The organism is Flavobacterium sp. F52, assembly GCF_000278705.1.
In the GTDB taxonomy this organism is placed as follows: Bacteria; Bacteroidota; Bacteroidia; order Flavobacteriales; family Flavobacteriaceae; genus Flavobacterium; species Flavobacterium anhuiense.
Window position 1 is genome coordinate 160,336 of sequence record NZ_AKZQ01000027.1, and the last position, 19,688, is coordinate 180,023.

Sequence of the window (19,688 nt, forward strand, 5' to 3'; positions counted from 1 at the left end):
ATTTTTCAAAATCCGAAATCCAAATTGCTTCGCCTGTTCGCTATCGCTCGGGTCCAAACTTTCAATATTCTTATAATGAATAAGACACTCTTTGTATTTGCCTTACTTTTTACTTCGATATGCTTTTCTCAAAGTGTTCGCTTTGATGGCTTTATTCAGGATGAACAGAAAAATCCGTTGGAAATGGCCAATATTATGGCTATCAATAATGGGACAAAAGCAATGGATTCCTATGGAATAACCAATGATAAAGGAAAGTTTCAATTGACTTTGAAACCAAATACAGCTTATACTATTAAAATAAGTTATTTAGGGATGAAGTCTAAAGAAATCGCAGTGTCTACGAAGTCTGAAAACATGACCCAGAATATTGTTTTGGATGGCGCTGGAATAGAATTGGAAGGCGTAGAAATTGTTCGCGAAATGCCTGTTTCTATAAAAGGCGATACAATTGTTTATAATGCAGATTCTTTTAAATCTGGAACAGAAAAAAAGCTTGAAGATGTCTTAAAGAAACTTCCAGGAGTTGAGGTAAATGCCGATGGAGAAATTGAAGTTGAAGGGAAAAAAGTCAGCAAATTGATGGTTGAGGGAAAAGATTTTTTTGACGGAGATACCAAATTGGGCGTCAAAAATATTCCAGCCGATGCAATTGATAAAGTTCAGGTTTTAAGAAATTATAACGAAATAAGCCAATTAAAAGGTCTAGAAAACGATCAGGAAAATGTGGCGATGAACATTAAACTGAAAGAAGGAAAAAAGAACTTTTGGTTTGGAGATGTGACCGCAGGAATTGGAGTTGCAGAATTGGACAGCCGATATATTATTAATCCAAAACTGTTCTACTACAGCCCAAAATACAGTATCAATTTAATTACCAATTTTAATAATATTGGTGAATTGCCTCTTACGGCTCAAGATTATTTTAAGTTCACTGGAGGATTTAAAAATATGATGAAAAAAGGCGGAAGCAGTTTTAATGTTTCTTCAAATGATTTAGGAATTTCGTTATTGCGTAATAATCGTGCAAAAGAAATTGAAACCAAATTTGGCGCAACAAACTTTGCTTATTCAGCTACAAAATCGTGGAATATAAGCGGTTTTGGAATTCTTTCAACTTCAAAAACCGACTTAGAAACTAAATCGCAAACAACAATTTTAGAATCTGGAGATCAGCAGAAAAGTAACGAAAATACCAATCAGAAAAATAATTTGGGACTTTTTAAATTAAGCTCAACTTATAAGCCAAGCGACAAATTTCAGTTTGATTATGATATTTTAACCAAGCTTACTAAACAAGAAGAATACTCAGATTTGTTTAGAGAACAGATTGTTCAAAACGTTGCGACTTCAGAAGATATTTTTACAACAAAAAAACAAGATCCTACTTCGATTAATCAGAATCTGAGTTTGTATTATACGCAAAGTGCTAAAAATATCTTTGCTTTTGAAATGCAGCATTTATATCAGGACGAAAATCCTTTTTATAATGCTAATTTGCAAACACTTCCTTTTGATTTATCAGGATATATTTCGGGACAAAACAGAAATGATTATAATCAAGACCGATTTGTAAAAACCAATAAACTAGATGCAAAACTAGATTATTATTATATGGTTACACCAAAAAGTAATTTCAATATTACTTTAGGAAATACGTATTCGTATCAGAACTTTAATTCTCACATTTTCCAAATGTTAGATGATGGAACGAGAAACGATTTGAATAATGCTCAAAATAATAATGATGTAGATTATCGTTTTAATGATGCTTTTTTAGGTTTTCATTATAAAATCCTCACAGGAAAGTTTACGTTTACGCCAGGAGTAAGCTTTCATACGTATCAAATGACAAACGGACAATTAGGAACCGATTATTCCCAAAATTTCACGAAAGTGCTCCCAGATTTCTTCGCTTTATACCAAATAAAAAAATCAGAAACGCTGACGTATAATTTCTCTCTAACAAACGATTTTACAGATATAAATCAGTTGGCTGCGGGTTATGTTTTGTCTAATTATAGCAGTTTGTTTCGCGGAAATCGTTTCTTAGAAAATGCGACTTCACAAGTGCATTCGTTACGTTATTTCAAGTATAATATGTTCAATTTTGAGAACATTTTTGCCAACGCAACTTACACCAGAAAAGTTGATGCGATTAAAACAAAGGCAGATTTTGACGGAATTAACCAATCATCAGTTCCTTACAACTCCAATTTAGCTGATGAAACTTTTAGCGGAATGGGAAATTACGGGCGTTCGTTTTTAAAGAATTATAAAGCTTCTGCAAATGCTAGTTTTAATTGGTCGAAATTCAATAATATTCAGAACAATCAATTGTCAACAACAGAAAGTTTCAGCCAAAGCTATACCGTTCGAGCTTCAACAAATTATAAAAATCTTCCCAATATCGAATTTGGCTACAATCTTTTGATAAATAAATATAGTGGTTCAACCTTTTACACTGATAAACCATTTGCAAGATTAGATTATTACTTCTTGGATAGTTTTTCTTTTGTTTCAGAATATGAATTTTACCATTATTATAATGGAGATAAGACTGTTGATAATGAGTATGATTTTTTAAGCGCCAGTTTAATTTATCAAAAAAAGAACAGCAAATGGGAATATAAAATCTCTGCGACTAATTTATTGAACACAAAATATCTTAATGATGACAGCTTCTCGCAATTCTCTACAAGAGTTTCGCAATACACTGTGCAGCCGCGTTATATCATATTTTCATTGAAATACAATTTGTAGTATTTTAATTGCAAATATTGTGACTTTTTGTGATTTGTTTAAAGAAGAATCAGATATCTTTGCGCTATATTATTAACAACAAAATATGTAGTTATGCGCAATTTTATTTGGAGTTTGTCACTCCTGTTTGCCGGAATTTCTATCTCTTTCGCCCAAACTAATGGAATAGAAAAAGGAACTTATTTATCTACAAATAAAGGAGGAAAAATCAAATTAAATTTATTGGATGATAATAAGTATGAATTGGTTTTTTATTCGGGAGGATATGAAATTAAAGGCGATTCTTTGGTTTTCTTAAAAAGTAAAAATACCGTAGATAATAGATTTGATCTTTCTTTTGTTAAAGATAAAAAAGCAAAAAAAATTAAGATTAAGTTTTTGAATCCGTCTTATTATTCCTTTTACATAGGAACTCAAAAAGGAACAGAAGCAGTTCAATACCAGAGACTTTCAGATATAAAAGCAAAAGTAGATCCTGAATATATCAAAACAGATTTAGATTTTGAAATAGAAAAAACGGATTTCCTTTATTTGGTTTACGAAGATTATAACGGAAAAAGTGATGTTAATAAATATGCATTGCCAAAAGATGTTTCAGAGATAACAATCAATTATGATTTGGCAGTTCTCAGCGATTTAAATCTTGTTGGATCTTTTGATAAGAATACAAAAGAATTAAAAATTTCTGATCAAGCAGGAAAAGATCCTTTAGTGTTTGTGAACGAAAAAGATGAGAAGCCGGCTAAAGCTCCAACAGTAGTCCCGATAGAAACACAGTCTGTTACAAACTGGACTTATCCTGGGAAAGATCCTGATTACGGTTCTTATGGAAGCGCAGTAGTAGATAGTATATATAATGGTCTGCCAGTTGATACAACTGCGGTACCTGCAGCAGCATATCCTCTTGATCCTCCAGCTTCTTATACCAAATATGATTTTAAGCTAAAAATAGAAGACAATCTCAAAAAGGCAATAGAATCTACCAAAACAGCCAGCAACAAATTTTTGGTAGTTGTGGTGGACAGCAAGAATAAAACGGCAAAAGAAACTTTTGATGCTTTTATAAAAGAACAAGAAACGCAGACAGGCTATAATATGTATGATTCGTATAATGCACTTTATGATACATACAATTATTATTTGGCTGGAGCCGATGATAAAAAATGGCTGAAAAATAATAAAATAACTAATGATCCAAGCGTATTGGTTTTAAACGGAAATGGCGATGTACTTGCTGTTGCAAAATCAGATTTAACAACACAGCAATATCAGTTTAGCTATTATGGCGATTTTTATAGAAAACTTCAAAAAGCAAATGCTTTCCTTTCTATAGATAAAGTTTTAAAGAACAAAAAAGCCTCAGATGCAGACTTAATTAACGCTTTTAATAAAGCGACTTTATTAGAAACGTCTTATGATTATGATTCAGATTATTCAGTAAGCGATCCTAATTCTACTGATTTTGTAATTACCAAAACGGCTTTAGACCAAAAAGAAGTAGATCAAACATGGAAAAAATTGATTGAAGCACACCAAAAAGATAAAACTGTAAATATGTATTTGGCTGAGACTATTATAAAAGAAATCAAAAATCAAGGATTTACAAAACAGCTTTTTAATCAAGACAGAATTCTTAATGATACCGATTTTCTAGCGATAGATTATTTGTTAAAACATTCTGATGATATTGAAAATAATAAAGTTGCTTTCAATAATAGTGCGCCAGAAGTTCATAATATAGGAAGTGCTGTTTCTGAAATTTCTAATGCATTACAGCAGAATCTGTACGCTTCTCAGGACGGTCTTACAGGCGAAATGAATAAAGAGAAAATTAATTCTGTTTACAAAAAGATCATTGCATCTGGAAAAGGAAATTTTGATGCCTATAGAAATTATTTTTATTATTTAAGCCAGCTTGAAGATCAGGATGGGTCTAATACGACTTACTTAAAAGAGTTCAGTTCTTATTTTGATAACACATTAGCTGGACCAAGCCCAATAGAAAAATTAGATGCTATTTTTGGAGGTTTAGATTCTAGCTCAAGTTATTCTTATGATGGATGGAGTTCGTTTAAACTTTACCATTCAGATATTTGCAATAACGCGGCATGGACAGTTGTATTAAAACCACAGAACTCAAATTTTATTAAAGAGGCAATTAAATGGTCTGAATATAGTTTGGTGATATCTAAAAACAATCCGTACTACTTAGACACTTTAGCGCAATTGTATTATAAAGATGGACAGACACAAAAAGCTATCGAAACACAGGTTTTAGCAGTAAAGTTTATTACTAGTGACGTTGATGAAGAAACTGCAAATCAAATGAAGGAAGTTTTAACTAAAATGAGTAACGGAACATATTAATAAAACTAGCATATAAAATAAAAGCCGATTTCTATTTTTTAGAAATCGGCTTTTTTATGTTCGGCTAATCTAAGATGTCTGATAATCTAAGTTAGTCTATAGATCTGAATTACAATCCAAATGCAGCTTTTACTTGGTCAACAAAATCAAGTTTTTCCCATGTAAACAACTCAACAGTAACTGTTTTTTCGTTTCCGCCTGGAGCAGAGAAAGTTTTAGTAACAGTTTCTGGTTTACGTCCCATGTGTCCGTAAGCAGCAGTTTCGCTATAGATTGGGTTTCTTAATTTCAAACGTTGTTCGATGAAGTAAGGACGCATATCAAAGATAGCTTCTACTTTTTTAGCGATTTCACCGTTAGTTAAGTTTACTTTAGAAGTTCCGTAAGTTTCAATAAAAATTCCCATTGGCTCAGCAACACCAATTGCGTAAGAAACCTGAACTAAGATTTCGTCAGCAACACCGGCAGCAACTAGGTTTTTAGCAATATGACGAGTTGCATAAGCAGCACTTCTATCCACTTTACTTGGATCTTTTCCAGAGAATGCACCACCACCGTGAGCACCTTTTCCGCCGTAAGTATCAACGATGATTTTTCTTCCTGTCAAACCAGTATCTCCGTGAGGTCCTCCAATAACGAATTTTCCTGTTGGATTGATGTGGTAGTTGATTTTATCGTTGAATAAATGAGCGTGCTCTGGGTTTTTAGCGATAATTCTAGGAATCAAGATTTCGATAATATCTTTTTTGATTTTAGCCAACATTTCAGCTTCTGTATCAAAATCATCGTGTTGAGTTGAAATTACAATCGCATCAATACGAGTTGGTTTATTATCGTCGCTATATTCTAAAGTAACCTGAGATTTAGCATCTGGGCGTAAATACGTGATTTCTTTGTTTTCGCGTCTTAAGATTGCTAACTCTTGTAATAATTTATGAGATAGATCAAGTGCCAATGGCATGAAGTTTTCAGTTTCGTTTGTAGCGTAACCAAACATCATTCCTTGGTCTCCAGCACCTTGTTCTTCTGGCTTAGCTCTGTCAACACCTTGGTTAATATCTGCAGATTGCTCGTGAATAGCTGAAAGAATTCCACAAGAATTCGCTTCAAACATATATTCACTTTTAGTGTATCCAATTCTTTTGATTACATCGCGAGCGATTTGCTGAACATCAAGATAAGTATTCGATTTTACTTCACCTGCTAAAATCACCTGACCTGTTGTAACTAATGTTTCACAAGCTACTTTTGAGTCAGCGTCAAATGCCAAAAAGTTGTCAATTAATGCATCCGAAATTTGATCTGCAACTTTGTCTGGATGCCCTTCACTAACAGATTCTGACGTAAATAAATAAGCCATAATAATGTAATAATAATATATTAGTTTTTTTAAAAATTAAGCAGAGAAAGTAATTGCTAAAAAGGGCTAAAGGAGAGTTTCTGCTTTAGCATTTTTTACTACTGAAATGAATCTTTCAGCATTCATAACGAAACCATTTCATTATGAAGAGGTTGCAATCAGTTCAAATTTTTCCTCTGTTTCGGGTGCAAAGGTATGAAACCATTTTGATTTGCAAATTAAAGTTCAACTTTTTTTATTTTTTCTAGCAGAAATTTAACAATAACATACTATTTTGATAGGGTAATAGAAAATATTTGGTTTTTTGTTTGGTCGATTAAAAAATAGTTTGCAACTTTGCCCCGTTAAAACAAAAGAAACAAATGAAATTTACAGTTTGCAATATGATGTCTTGTAAGATGCCGGAGTTCTCCGCAGAGACACTATTGTAAAATATTTTTCAAAATATATAAATAGAACCTCTGCAGAACCGCAGAGGTTTTTTTTATTCAAAAAATAAAAGCTGTAAGATTTTTTTTAAGCCAAAAACACTAATTAATCAGTAAAGAAGAAATGAAGAAAAATGTACTAATCGTTTTAGGTCTTGTGACATTTTCAGGACTTTATGCTCAGGACAATAAAAAAGAGCAGGATAGTTTAAAAAACAACGAACTGTCTGAAGTTACTATTATTGGATCAAGAAGTAAAAACAGAGTTAAAACAGATGTACCAGTTCCGGTTGATGTTTTTAACGTATCCGAAATAACAAAAGGAGCACCGCAAACGAGCGTAACTCAGATTTTAAATTATGTTGCTCCATCATTTACGAGTAACCCAACATCTACAGCAGATGCAACAGACCACGTTGATCCCGCACAATTAAGAGGATTAGGACCAGATCAGGTTTTAATTTTAGTAAACGGAAAAAGAAGACATACCAGTGCTTTGGTAAACATAAACGGATCGCCAGGAAGAGGATCTGTCGGAACAGATTTAAATGCGATTCCGTCTTTTGCTATAGAAAGAATTGAAGTTTTAAGAGATGGAGCTGCAGCGCAATATGGTTCTGATGCAATTGCAGGAGTTATTAATATTGTTCTGAAAAAGAATGCTAATTATCTAACAGGGGGAATTCAGTATGGAGCCAATCTATCTTCAGGATCAAATAATTTTGAAGGAGGAGCAGACGGACAAACTGCCCAAATCGATTTAAACTACGGAACTTCATTAGGCAAGCCAGGAAGTTTCTTAAATATTACAGGAACTGCGGTAACTAGACAAGCAACAAGTCGAGCAGGAATTAGAAGCAATGCCATTTTTAATGCTTACAATGCGGTCGAAAATAGAGCGGCGCAAGATGGAGTAGAGATTAACTCGCTATTTAGCAACATTAATACGACCACAAATTCAGCTCAGATTTTGTCTTCTTTAAAACAGTATGCGCCACAAGTAAGCTATTTTACGACGGCACAGCAAAACGCTATTGCATCAGCATCGACAATTGCACAGATGCAAACGGCTTTAAATTTTGATGTTACTAATAATGAACTGGCTTATAGAGGTCAGCAGAGAAGTGACTATAATATGAGTGTTGGGCAGTCAGAATTGGCTGCAGGACAATTGTATTTTAATGCAAAATATCCTTTGAGCGAAATCACTTCATTATATTCTTTTGGAGGTGTTTCTTATAGAGGCGGTAAATCGTATGCGTTTAACAGATTGCCAAACGGTTCTGGAACTTTCACGCAAGTGTATGAAAATGGATTCTTGCCAGAAATTGAATCAAAAATTTTAGATGCTTCTGCGGCTGTTGGGGTTAACACACAATTATTTGGATTTGATACCGATTTAAGTACCAATTTAGGAACGAACTCCTTTAATTATGATGTAAATAATACGATCAATGCAACTTTAGGAACAAACTCTCCGTTTAGTTTTGATGCAGGAAAAGTTTCGTTTTTACAAAGTACAACCAATTTGGATTTTAGTAAAAAACTAGATGTTCTTTCTGGGTTGAATGTTGCTTTTGGAGGTGAATTCAGATACGAAAATTATCAGATTAAAGCAGGAGAAGAAGCTTCTTACGGATTGTATGATGTAAACGGAAATTTAGTTTCAGGAATTTTGCCAAGCAATTCACCATTAATTGTAACTGACTTTTTCGGAAACAAACGTGGAGCAGGAGCACAAGGATTTTCAGGATTTCAGCCTTCTGATGCTAAAGAAAAAGACAGACAAAGTGGAGCGGCTTACGTTGATTTAGAATTGAATGCTACAGAAAAATGGCTTATAAATGGAGCAGCACGTTATGAAAACTATTCAGATTTTGGAAATACAGTTACATTCAAACTGGCTTCTCTTTTAAAACTAAATGACAACATCAATTGGAGAATTTCTGGACAAACAGGTTTTAGAGCGCCTTCTTTACAGCAAAGATATTTTGAATCAAGTTCAACACAATTTATAAACGGTGCTCCATATCAAGTTGGTTATTTTACCAATGATTCGCAAGCGGCAAAAAGCATTGGAATTGAAAGTTTAAAGCCAGAAAAATCAAAAAGCATCAGTACAGGATTTACATTCAAAATTCCTGAAGCTAACATAACCATTGCAACTGATGCTTATTTTACAAGAATCAACGACAGAATTGTACTGTCTGGACAATATTCAAGACCAACAGATGCACAGATAGCGGCGGCAACTTCTCCAGAACAAGCTGAGGCATTGACTTTATTTCAGCAGGCATTTGATTTAAAAGGAGTAGAAAGAGCTTCGTTTTGGACAAACGGAATCGATTCTGAAACAAAAGGAATTGATCTAGTAATTTCTCAAAAATATGATGTAATTCAGGATTTCACAATTAGAAACGATTTTGCCCTAAGCTTTAATGAAACTAAAAGAGTAGGAGATTTGCATATTCCGCAATCTATAGTGAATGCTGGGGGTGAGCCTTATATTTATTCTTTCTTTCCAGAATCAAGCCGAGTATATTTAGAAGAAGCTATTCCAAAATTGAAAGCCAATTTGATGACCACTTTCAATATTAAAAAACTGGATATTTATTTAAGAAACAGCTATTTTGGAAAAGTTACCGATCCAGGAGCAACAGATGTTAATCTAGACGGATTTTCTTCTGTATACGAACATCCAGAATACAGCGCAAAATTGGTTACCGATTTATCTTTGGGATATCAGATCAACGAACATTTGAGAGCAACAATTGGAGTTAATAATATAGGAGATGTTTATCCAGACAGAAATAATCCTGCAACTCCAGCCTTTACAAATACAACTCCAACTTTGTCGCCAGCGCCAAGTACAGATTTGACAAATGCGAATCAGTTTGCCTATTCAAGAGCAGTTTCTCAATTTGGATTAAACGGAAGATTTGGTTTTGCTCGTTTAAGCTTTAAATTTTAATTAAAATAATTTCTTTCAAGCCTTTTAAATAAAGGTTTGAAAGGAATTTCAAAAAAAAATAATATAAAACTTCCATTTTAATTTGGTCGTTAAAAAAATACTTATTAAATTTACTATATAGAATTAGTCGAGTTTAAAAAAAATAGTCAAATTCAATTTTTAAATAAAATGAAAACAATAGCAAAAAGAAATATGATGTGTTGTGAGATGATGCAAATGTGCATCCCAATTTGCTGTTGCCAAAAGTGAAAGAGACAATCTTTGTTATAGTTAAACTATAAGCCCTTTTGGTCGCCATCCGAAAGGGCTTTTTTATTTCCAACATTTTAAATTTTAAATCATGAATACACTAGATATAAATACAATCGCATTTCAATACTTATTAAGAAATAATAATTCGGAAGAATCATCAACTGAAACTTTAAAATATGATCCTGCGCTACAGATAAAAACGAAGAAATCATTATTGTTTCATCTATATGATCTTGAAGAAGAAGCTGAAGATATTTTAGCTTAAATCAATAACAATAACAATAACAATAACAATATATAAACGTATTAACAATACCTAAAAAACTAAGAAATCATGAGTACACAAAAATTTGCAACAAACGCATTACACGCAGGACATGACGTAACTAAAAACGCAGGAACTAGAGCCGTGCCAATTTACCAGACATCATCATACGTATTTAACAATGCAGATCATGCGGCCAATTTATTTGGTCTTGCCGAAGCCGGATTTATATATACAAGATTAAACAACCCAACAAATGATATTCTAGAACAGCGCTTGGCAGCACTAGAAGGCGGAATCGGAGCTGTGGTTACAGCTTCGGGAGCATCTGCAATTTCAACAACTTTATTGACTTTGCTAAAAGCAGGAGATCATATCGTGGCTTCAAACAGTTTATACGGCGGAACGTATAATCTTTTAAAAGTTACATTGCCAAGATTAGGAATCACAACCACATTTGTAGACCCGTCAAAGCCTGAAAATTTTACAAAAGCGGCAAAAGAAAATACAAGAGCTTTCTTTGTTGAATCTCTTGGAAATCCAAAATTAGACGTATTAGATTTAAAAGCAATTTCGGCAGAAGCCAAAGCATTCAAAGTGCCATTTATAGTAGATAATACAGTTGCGACACCTTATTTATTAAACCCGATTAAATATGGTGCCGATATTGTAATTCATTCCTTAACTAAATATATCGCAGGAAACGGAACTTCATTAGGAGGCGTTATCATTGATGCTGGAAACTTTGATTGGGCAAACGGAAAATTTCCTGAGTTTACCGAGCCATCTGCAGGATACCACGGATTAGTATATCATGAAGCTTTAGGAAATGCGGCTTTTATAGCAAAAGTGCGAATTGAAGGGTTGCGTGATTTTGGTGCTGCTTTGAGTCCATTTAATGCTTTCCAGATTATTCAGGGACTAGAAACACTTCCAATCCGAATCAAAAAACATAGTGAAAATGCTTTGGCTCTGGCTGAATGGCTAGAAAAACAAGATGAGGTTGTCTGGGTAAATTATCCAGGTTTAAAATCGAGTAAATATAATGATCTGGCTAAAGAATATCTTCCAGAAGGACAAAGCGGAATTATCACTTTCGGATTAAGAGGAGGTTTTGATGCGGCTAAAAAAGTGGTAGATGACACGAAGTTATTCTCTTTATTAGCCAATATCGGTGACACAAAATCACTGATTATACATCCTGCAAGCACTACACACCAGCAGTTGACAGAATCGGAGCAAATAGAAACAGGGGTTTCTAAAGATTTAATTCGTCTATCTGTGGGAATTGAAGATATCGAAGATTTAATTGCAGATCTGCAAACTGTTTTTGAGAGCGTTTCGCTTTCTCAATTCAGCATCAATAAAAATTAGGTTTTTTTGTTTTTTGTTTGAAAGATTGCCTTTAGCCTATGTGCTAAAGGTAATTTTTTATGAAAAGCATCTTTATAAAATTTAAACCATATAAGGAATATAAGTGCATTTTCTAGAGACGCACCACATGCGTCTGCTTTTTGCTGCAAAACATGAAATAAACTTACATCACTTATATGGTTTCAAAAATTAAAAAATAGAAATTATGTCAAAGCTTAAAATAAACATTATCCTTTTCGGAATTGGTAATATCGGAAGTACTTTGATTAATCAGATTATTGAAAGTCAGGATTTTTTTCTCGAGAGCAAAAATGTCGATTTTCATTTTCCAATTATAACCAATTCGACGGTTGCTTTTTTTGAGAAAGAAGGCGTGGGTTATTCTTGGGAAACCAATTTTAGACAATTGGCAGTTCCTTTTAAGGTAGAAGATATTGTCGAATTTGCACAAGAAAACGAATTTGAAAACTTAATAGCTGTCGATGCAACAGCTAGCGATGAATTGGTGAAACATTATAATACGTTAATCAAAAACGGATTTAATATTGTAGCAGTAAATAAAAAGGCCAATACGCTCCCAATAGACTTATATAAAGAACTAAGAGCAGATCTTAAAAAGTACGACAAAGAGTTTTTGTATGAAACATCGGTTGAAACTGGAATTCCTGTTTTGCAGACCTTAAGAGATTTGTACTATTCGGGAGAAAAAATCACAAAGATTCGAGGCGTTTTTTCCGATAATCTGAGTTACGTCTTTAATAGATTTTCATCTGAAGATGTTTCGTTTTCATCTGTTTTAAAAGATGCGAGTCTTTTAGGTTTGATGAAATCAAATTTTAAAGAAGATTTGTCTGGAAATGATACTGCAAGGAAACTTCTAATATTGGCCAGAGAAATAGGAAAAGATTTTGATCTCTCAGATATTAATATAAAACCTTTTATAACCGAAGAGCATTTGGAAAAAAATGGAGTGCTCGATAAAGAGGCTGTAGATAAATCATTTAAAATTGCCAAAATCACTCAAGCAGAAAATCATGTACTCCGTTATGTAGGAGAGTTTGATGTAGAAAAAGGCACTTTAGAAGCCAAATTAATTTCGGAACCAATAGCCTCTCCAATCGGGCAATTGAAAGGTTCCGATACTATTTTTGAAATTTATACCAAATCTTACGCCGATATTCCAATCGTAATTCAAAGTGCTCCGCCATGTAAACAAGCAATTTCGAGAGGAATTATAACTGATATCCTAAAAATAGTGGAACGAATTAGGACTAAGGAGGCAGTCTGGTTATAATTTTTTAGCCGAAAAAGAAAAAGGTTCTTTGATAAACTGATTTGTCAAATGGAATTATTAAGAAAAAACGAGTTTGTTTTGTAAGTTTTTTACTTGTATTATTTCGTTTTCGTTTTTGTAAGATGTTTTTTGACGTTAAAAAATTGATTTTTAACGATTTTTGTAATTAAATTCTTGAATTTAATTTGTGTAATAAAAAAAATAATTGCATATTTGTTATACCCAAAAACTACTAGAAATCAAATGAACTTAAAAGTCAACAAAATGTTTTGTGCCATTTCGGTTAAGACCGAGGTTGGGGTGTCTATTGCTTAAAAAATTGTAAGAATACAATAATAATATAGTAAGAGCCTCCCGAGAAATTTTGGGAGGCTTTTTAATTTAATACAAATGCAGAATTTAAATAAACAATATAAATCACAGATGAATAAATCCTTACAGATGAACAAGATGTTTTCTGTCGCGCTTATTTGCGCATACGTCTGTTGATACTAAAAGTATATGTGAGTGTAAAAACTTAAACCCTTTTGGTATCTGAAAAATCCAAAAGGGTTTTTTTATTCCAGAAAGCGATTTAACAAAAAGATAAACGAGAAATAAAGATTATAAAACACAACTTAACTAAAACTTAAAATCATGAGCACATTGAACTACTTAGCAGAAAAAATTTCAAATTTGAAAAACAGAAGGACAAGAAAAAATAATCCGCCACCAACAAACGAATTGGCTCATCCAAGATTCGGAATAACTGAGGCTGGAATCGCAGAGGAAGGTAAGGCAACTGGAAAAAAAGCGCCGAACTCTTTATTGTTTTTGATGTATTCAAAAGAAAATGAAACGCTTTTTATCTAAACAGAAAAGCATCATAAATTTAGGGTAAAACCTGCTTAATTTTACTGGGCATTTTTGTTCGGTAAATTTTTGCGTATAATAGTTTTTGCTAAAGTAAGTTTCAGAAATTTAACAAACACTTTTAGATAAAATTTGTTTGTTAGAGAAATTAGTAGTTAATTTGCACCGTTAAGTTCAAACACGTATTGAAATGTTATAAAGAAAGGACGAGGGATTAGACCCGATGAAGCCTTAGCAACCCTTCGGTAAAACGAAGAAGGTGCTACATTCTACCACGCCAAACGTGGAAAGATAACAACAAGATTTTTTCTAGTTAAACCTAGTTTTTCTTTCTAATATTTCCATATACAAATCAGATAATACAATAGATTTGAAATTGGAAAATATACCAAACCCTATTATAATTCAAGATTTCATCACAGAAAGTGGTGCAGCTTACCATTCTATACCTTTGCACTTTACATTGGCAGGACAGCCTTTGCATAGTGCGCCAATTGTATTGGTTAATCACGCCTTAACAGGAAATGCGCAAGTAACTGGAGAAAACGGCTGGTGGAATGACTTAATTGGCGAAGGTAAAACCATAGATACTGCTGTTTATACCATTTTAGCCTTTGATGTTCCTGGAAATGGAAGCAATTTTTTTTTAATTGAAAATTATCTTGACTTTACAGCCAGAGATGTCGCGAGAATCTTTATTGAAGGCGTAAAAGCTTTACATATTGAAAAGCTTTTTGCAGTTATCGGAGGCTCTGTAGGAGGAGGAATTGCTTGGGAAATCTTAGCTTTAGAACCTAATATAACAGAAAACCTTATTCCGATCGCGAGTGACTGGAAATCTACTGACTGGCTTATTGCCAATTGTTTTCTTCAGGAACAAATTCTAAACAATTCTTCAAAACCAATCGAAGATGCAAGAATTCATGCCATGCTTTGTTATCGTTCGCCAGAATCATTCAAAGAGAAATTCCAAAGAACAATCAATCAAGATCTTTTGATTTTTAATATCGAAAGCTGGCTGGCACATCACGGCAAAAAATTGCAGAAAAGATTCCAACTGTCTTCTTATAAATTAATGAACCAATTGCTTAAATCAATTGATATTACTAGAAATAGTGAAAGTTTTGAAAACTTGTTGTCCAAAACAAAAGCCTCAATTCATATTATCGGAATCAATTCAGATTTGTTTTTTACGGCAAAAGAAAACGTAGAAACCTATGAAGAATTGAAGAAGTTTAAAGACAATGTTTTCTACAGCGAAATTGATTCGGTTCATGGACATGACGCTTTTTTAATCGAGTACAAACAATTAGATCATTTACTTGCCGACATTTTTAAGGCAGAAACAATAAAGAAATAAAAATGAAAGTATTAAAATTTGGAGGTAAATCATTAGCAAACGGAGAAGGACTTAACAAAGTTGTTTCAATCATTTCAGATAAAGTAAATCAAGGCGAAAAAATTGCCGTTGTCGTTTCTGCACGTGGAAATGCGACAGATGAGCTTGAATTTATCTTAAGCATTGCTGCTAAAAATGGCAGTTATAAAGAATTATTAGAGAATTTTAAAAAATATCAAATATCAGATTATCCGCAAGTTGATTTGTCTGAAGAGTTTAATGTTTTAGATAAACTTTTCGAGGGTGTTAGCTTAATTGGCGATTACAGCAAAAAAATCAAAGATCAGATTTTGTCAAAAGGCGAATTGCTTTCGGCTAAATTATTGACGGCTATTTTACTAGAAAAAGGAATTCCAGCCAATTTTGTAGATACAAGAGAATTATTGAAAACGGATTCTAAATTTGGTGATGCACAGCCATTAGAACAGCTTTCTAAGAAAAACGTAGTCAATTATTTTAAAGAACATAACGGAGAAACGGTTAATATAGTTACAGGTTTCATTGGATCTAATAACAACAACGACACAACTACTTTAGGTAGAAATGGCAGTAACTATACCGCTTCGTTAATCGCAAATTATTTAAATGCTGAAGAATTGCAGAACTTCACGCACGTAGACGGAATCTACACTGCAAATCCGGATTTGGTTGCAGATGCTAAGAAAATCGAATATTTATCGTTTAATGAAGCAAATGAGTTGGCAAATTTCGGTGCGACGATTCTTCATGCTAAAACGATTATTCCTTTGTTAGAAAAGAATATTCCGTTACGAATTCTAAATACTTTCAACCACGAAAACCGCGGAACATTAATCACTTCAGATTCTTCTAAAGAAGGAATTAAAACACTTTCTGTTTTAGAAAATGTATCTCTTGTAAATCTTGAAGGACGAGGATTGCTTGGAAAAGCTGGAGTTGACGCTCGAATTTTTAAAGTAATGGGAGATAATAATATCAGTGTAAGCATCATTTCTCAAGGTTCTTCAGAAAGAGGAATCGGACTTGTGGTTGCAACTGATAAAGCAACAACAGCAGTTGTAGAATTAGAAAAAGAATTCGAAAATGACTTTTATTCTAAAGATGTAAATCAGATTACGGTTACAGATAATGTATCTGTAATTTCGATTATCGGACAGGATTTGAGCACTTTCCACAAACCATATACTGCTTTAATTAAAAATAAAATCGTCCCGATTTTGTTCAACAACACCGTAACAGGTAAAAACGTAAGTTTGGTTGTTAAAAAAGAGGAATTAAACAAAGCTTTAAATGTAATTCACGGAGAGATTTTTGGAGTTTCAAAGAAAATCAACATTGCAATTTTCGGTCACGGATTAGTTGGCGGAACTTTAATCAACCAGATTTTAGAGTCGGCTGCAGCGATTGAAAAACGTAAAGACATTAAGCTGAATGTTTTCGCTATAGCGAATTCTAAAAAATTGCTTCTAAACAAATATGGAGTGAGCAGCAATTGGAAAAATGAAATTGAAACTAAAGGAGAAGCTTACACCATCAAAGATATTATTGCTTTCGCTAATGAACATCATTTAGAAAACTTAATTGCGATTGACAATACTGCAAGCGCGACTTTCGTTGAAAACTATATTCCGCTAGTAGAAAGCAGTTTCGATTTGATTTCTTCTAACAAAGTGGCTAATACTTTGACATATGGTTTCTATAAAGAATTAAGAAAAGCTCTGGCTGAAAACCAAAAGAATTATTTATACGAAACTAACGTTGGTGCAGGTTTACCGTTAATTGATACCATTAAATTATTGCACCTTTCAGGAGAAAATATTACTAAAATTAAAGGAGTTTTCTCTGGAACATTGAGTTATTTATTCAATAATTTCTCTGCAAAAGATGCTCCGTTTAGCGAAATCTTGCAAGAAGCGATTGATAACGGATATACAGAACCAGACCCGCGTGAGGATTTATGCGGAAACGACGTGGGAAGAAAATTATTAATTTTAGCTAGAGAATTAGACTTGCAAAATGAGTTTGAAGAAATATCAATTCAGAATTTAATTCCAGAGCATTTACGTGAAGGAAGCGCTGCCGATTTCTTGACGAAATTGAAAGAATTCGATCCAATTTATGCTAAAATAAAAGCAGATCAACAGCCAAATCATGTATTGAGATACATTGGTGAATTGTCTGGAGATTTGCAAAACGACAAAGGAAATCTAGAAGTCAAATTAGTTTCAGTGCCAAAAGATACTGCATTAGGCGGATTAAAAGGTTCTGATTCTTTCTTCGAAATTTACACAGAATCTTACGGAGATCGTCCAATCGTTATTCAGGGAGCTGGTGCAGGTTCTGCGGTAACAGCAAGAGGGGTTTTCGGAGATATTTTGAGATTGTCTGATAAAGGGTAAATACGATTTTAGATTGCAGATTTTAGATTTTAGATTTTAGATTTTAGATTTTAGATTGAAATCTGAAACGAAACAAAACAAAAAAATAACAACACAATGAAAGTAACTTTAAACAGAGTAAATGACGCATTTCATTTCAAAGTAAAAAATGAACGCGGCCACGTAGTTGACGTTGACAGCAGAGCCGAATTTGGCGGAAGCGATTTAGGAGCAAGCCCAATGGAATTGGTATTAATGGGTGTTGCAGGTTGCAGCGCTATTGATATGATTTCAATCTTGAAAAAACAGCGTCAGGAAATCACTTCTTTTAATGCTGAGGTTGAAGGAACTCGTGTACAAATCGAAGAAGCAAAACCTTTTAAAGAAATCGACGTGGTTTTCTATTTAGAAGGAGAAATCAACCCTGAAAAAGCGAAAAAAGCAGCGCAGCTTTCTTTTGAGAAATACTGCTCAGCGGCCAAAACAGTCGAACCAACAGCAACAATTAGCTACAAAGTTGTCTTGAATAACGAAGCTTTGTAAATTAGATAAATTGTCAATTTGGGAATTAGAAAATGCTCAGATTGCACATAAATAATTGACTTGTTTAAGTTTAGATTTCAGTTTTAAAACTTGTAACCTGAAACTTGACACGAGGCTGGAAGCCGAACTGGCGAAGCAAACAAAAAAAACAAAAAAGCAACACAATGAATACAGAAGAATTTGGTTTTGAAACACAAGCCATTAGAACACAATTAGAAAGATCTCAATATTTAGAACATTCGGTGCCTTTGTACCTTTCATCAAGCTTCGTTTTTGAAGATGCAGAAGACATGCGAGCTTCTTTTACAGAAGAAAAAGAAAGAAATATTTACAGCCGTTTTAGCAATCCGAACACTACAGAATTTGTAGACAAAATCTGCAAAATGGAAGGTGCTGAATCTGGTTATGCTTTTGCAACCGGAATGGCAGCAGTATATTCTACTTTTGCAGCTTTGTTAAATTCTGGAGATCATATTGTTTCTGCTAGCAGTGTTTTTGGTTCTACTCACGCTTTGTTTATGACTTATTTCCCAAAATGGAATATCGAAACTTCTTATTTCGAAATCAGCAAGCCTGAGACAATCGAGAGTTTTATTAGACCAAACACCAAAATATTATACGCCGAATCGCCAACAAATCCTGGAGTAGATGTTATCGATTTAGAATTGCTTGGAAATATCGCTAAAAAACACAACTTGATTCTAATTATCGACAACTGTTTTGCAACACCATATTTACAGCAGCCAATTAAATTTGGAGCACATTTGGTTATCCATTCAGCAACAAAATTAATCGACGGACAAGGACGTGTTTTAGGAGGAGTAACAGTTGGAGATGCAGAATTAATTAGACAGATTTATTTATTCTCTAGAAATACTGGGCCAGCTTTAGCGCCGTTTAATGCCTGGGTTTTGTCAAAAAGTTTAGAAACTTTGGCTGTTCGAGTAGACAGACATTGCGAAAATGCTTTAAAAGTAGCTGAATTTTTAGAAAGCCATCCAAATGTAAACAGTGTAAAATATCCGTTCTTGAAATCTCATCCGCAATACGAAATTGCTAAAAAACAGATGAAAGCAGGTGGAAACATCATTGCATTTGAAATCAAAGGCGGAATCGAAGCAGGAAGAAAATTCTTGAACAGCATTAAACTTTGCTCATTATCTGCAAATATTGGCGATACAAGAACCATTGTTACGCACCCGGCTTCTACAACACACAGCAAATTATCCGAAGAAGATCAGTTGGCGGTTGGAATCACACAAGGTTTAGTTCGTGTTTCTGTTGGTTTAGAAACGGTTGAAGATGTAATTGCTGATTTAAAACAAGCACTTTCTTAATTAAAGGTTTTTTAGATTCCTGAATTATATTAATGACGATTTTTAACTGTAAATTTATTACTGTTAAAAATCGTCATTCTTTTTAATGGTTGTTGATGTAAAAAGTATATTTTTGTTGTGAATCAA

General features: G+C 33.5%; 12 protein-coding genes and 1 riboswitch. Of the genes, 11 read left to right on the forward strand and 1 reads right to left on the reverse strand.

Translation table 11 applies throughout. The features are described 5' to 3' along the window. Positions 1-75: 75 nt before the first annotated feature. Together FF52_RS14315 and FF52_RS14320 are read left to right on the forward strand one after the other, a co-directional pair. Entirely contained in the window at positions 76-2,763 is a 2,688-nt protein-coding gene (locus FF52_RS14315; RefSeq protein ID WP_008466575.1) for a carboxypeptidase-like regulatory domain-containing protein, read from the forward strand. A gap of 93 nt (positions 2,764-2,856) precedes the next feature. Then, entirely contained in the window at positions 2,857-5,130 is a 2,274-nt protein-coding gene (locus FF52_RS14320; protein WP_008466576.1) for a hypothetical protein, read from the forward strand. A 109-nt stretch (positions 5,131-5,239) separates the two neighbouring features. Here FF52_RS14320 and metK read toward each other — a convergent pair whose 3' ends face one another. Continuing rightward, positions 5,240-6,490, reverse strand: a complete 1,251-nt coding sequence (gene metK, locus FF52_RS14325) for a methionine adenosyltransferase (protein WP_008466577.1) — start codon at positions 6,488-6,490, stop codon at positions 5,240-5,242. Between the two features lie 552 nt (positions 6,491-7,042). On the opposite strand from metK, the gene FF52_RS14330 reads away from it, so the two are divergent. The 9 genes from FF52_RS14330 to FF52_RS14365 all read left to right on the forward strand — a co-directional run bounded on the left by FF52_RS14330 (position 7,043) and on the right by FF52_RS14365 (position 19,562). Beyond that, positions 7,043-9,889, forward strand: a complete 2,847-nt coding sequence (locus FF52_RS14330) for a TonB-dependent receptor plug domain-containing protein (RefSeq protein WP_008466579.1) — start codon at positions 7,043-7,045, stop codon at positions 9,887-9,889. Positions 9,890-10,229: 340 nt separating this feature from the next. Further along, on the forward strand, positions 10,230-10,406 hold the full coding sequence (locus FF52_RS23660) for a hypothetical protein (protein WP_157498604.1): 177 nt from the start codon (positions 10,230-10,232) through the stop codon (positions 10,404-10,406). Positions 10,407-10,475: 69 nt separating this feature from the next. Further along, a complete protein-coding gene (locus FF52_RS14335) occupies positions 10,476-11,780 on the forward strand; it encodes an O-acetylhomoserine aminocarboxypropyltransferase/cysteine synthase family protein (protein WP_008466581.1) in 1,305 nt (434 codons plus the stop codon). Positions 11,781-11,985: 205 nt separating this feature from the next. Beyond that, on the forward strand, positions 11,986-13,074 hold the full coding sequence (locus tag FF52_RS14340) for an aspartokinase (RefSeq protein WP_008466582.1): 1,089 nt from the start codon (positions 11,986-11,988) through the stop codon (positions 13,072-13,074). Positions 13,075-13,710: 636 nt separating this feature from the next. Then, positions 13,711-13,926, forward strand: coding sequence for a hypothetical protein (locus FF52_RS14345; protein WP_008466583.1), 216 nt, complete (start codon positions 13,711-13,713; stop codon positions 13,924-13,926). Between the two features lie 190 nt (positions 13,927-14,116). Beyond that, positions 14,117-14,224: riboswitch (SAM riboswitch) on the forward strand. A 72-nt stretch (positions 14,225-14,296) separates the two neighbouring features. Then, positions 14,297-15,286, forward strand: a complete 990-nt coding sequence (locus FF52_RS14350; RefSeq protein ID WP_008466584.1) for an alpha/beta fold hydrolase — start codon at positions 14,297-14,299, stop codon at positions 15,284-15,286. Between the two features lie 2 nt (positions 15,287-15,288). Continuing rightward, a complete protein-coding gene (gene thrA / locus FF52_RS14355) occupies positions 15,289-17,703 on the forward strand; it encodes a bifunctional aspartate kinase/homoserine dehydrogenase I (protein ID WP_008466585.1) in 2,415 nt (804 codons plus the stop codon). 96 nt (positions 17,704-17,799) lie between these two features. Next, the gene (locus FF52_RS14360) at positions 17,800-18,225 is read left to right on the forward strand and encodes an OsmC family protein (protein ID WP_008466587.1); all 426 of its coding nucleotides are present in this window, start codon (positions 17,800-17,802) and stop codon (positions 18,223-18,225) included. Between the two features lie 164 nt (positions 18,226-18,389). After that, positions 18,390-19,562: a trans-sulfuration enzyme family protein gene (locus tag FF52_RS14365; protein ID WP_008466590.1), complete on the forward strand. Its 1,173-nt coding sequence runs from the start codon at positions 18,390-18,392 to the stop codon at positions 19,560-19,562. Positions 19,563-19,688 lie beyond the last annotated feature (126 nt).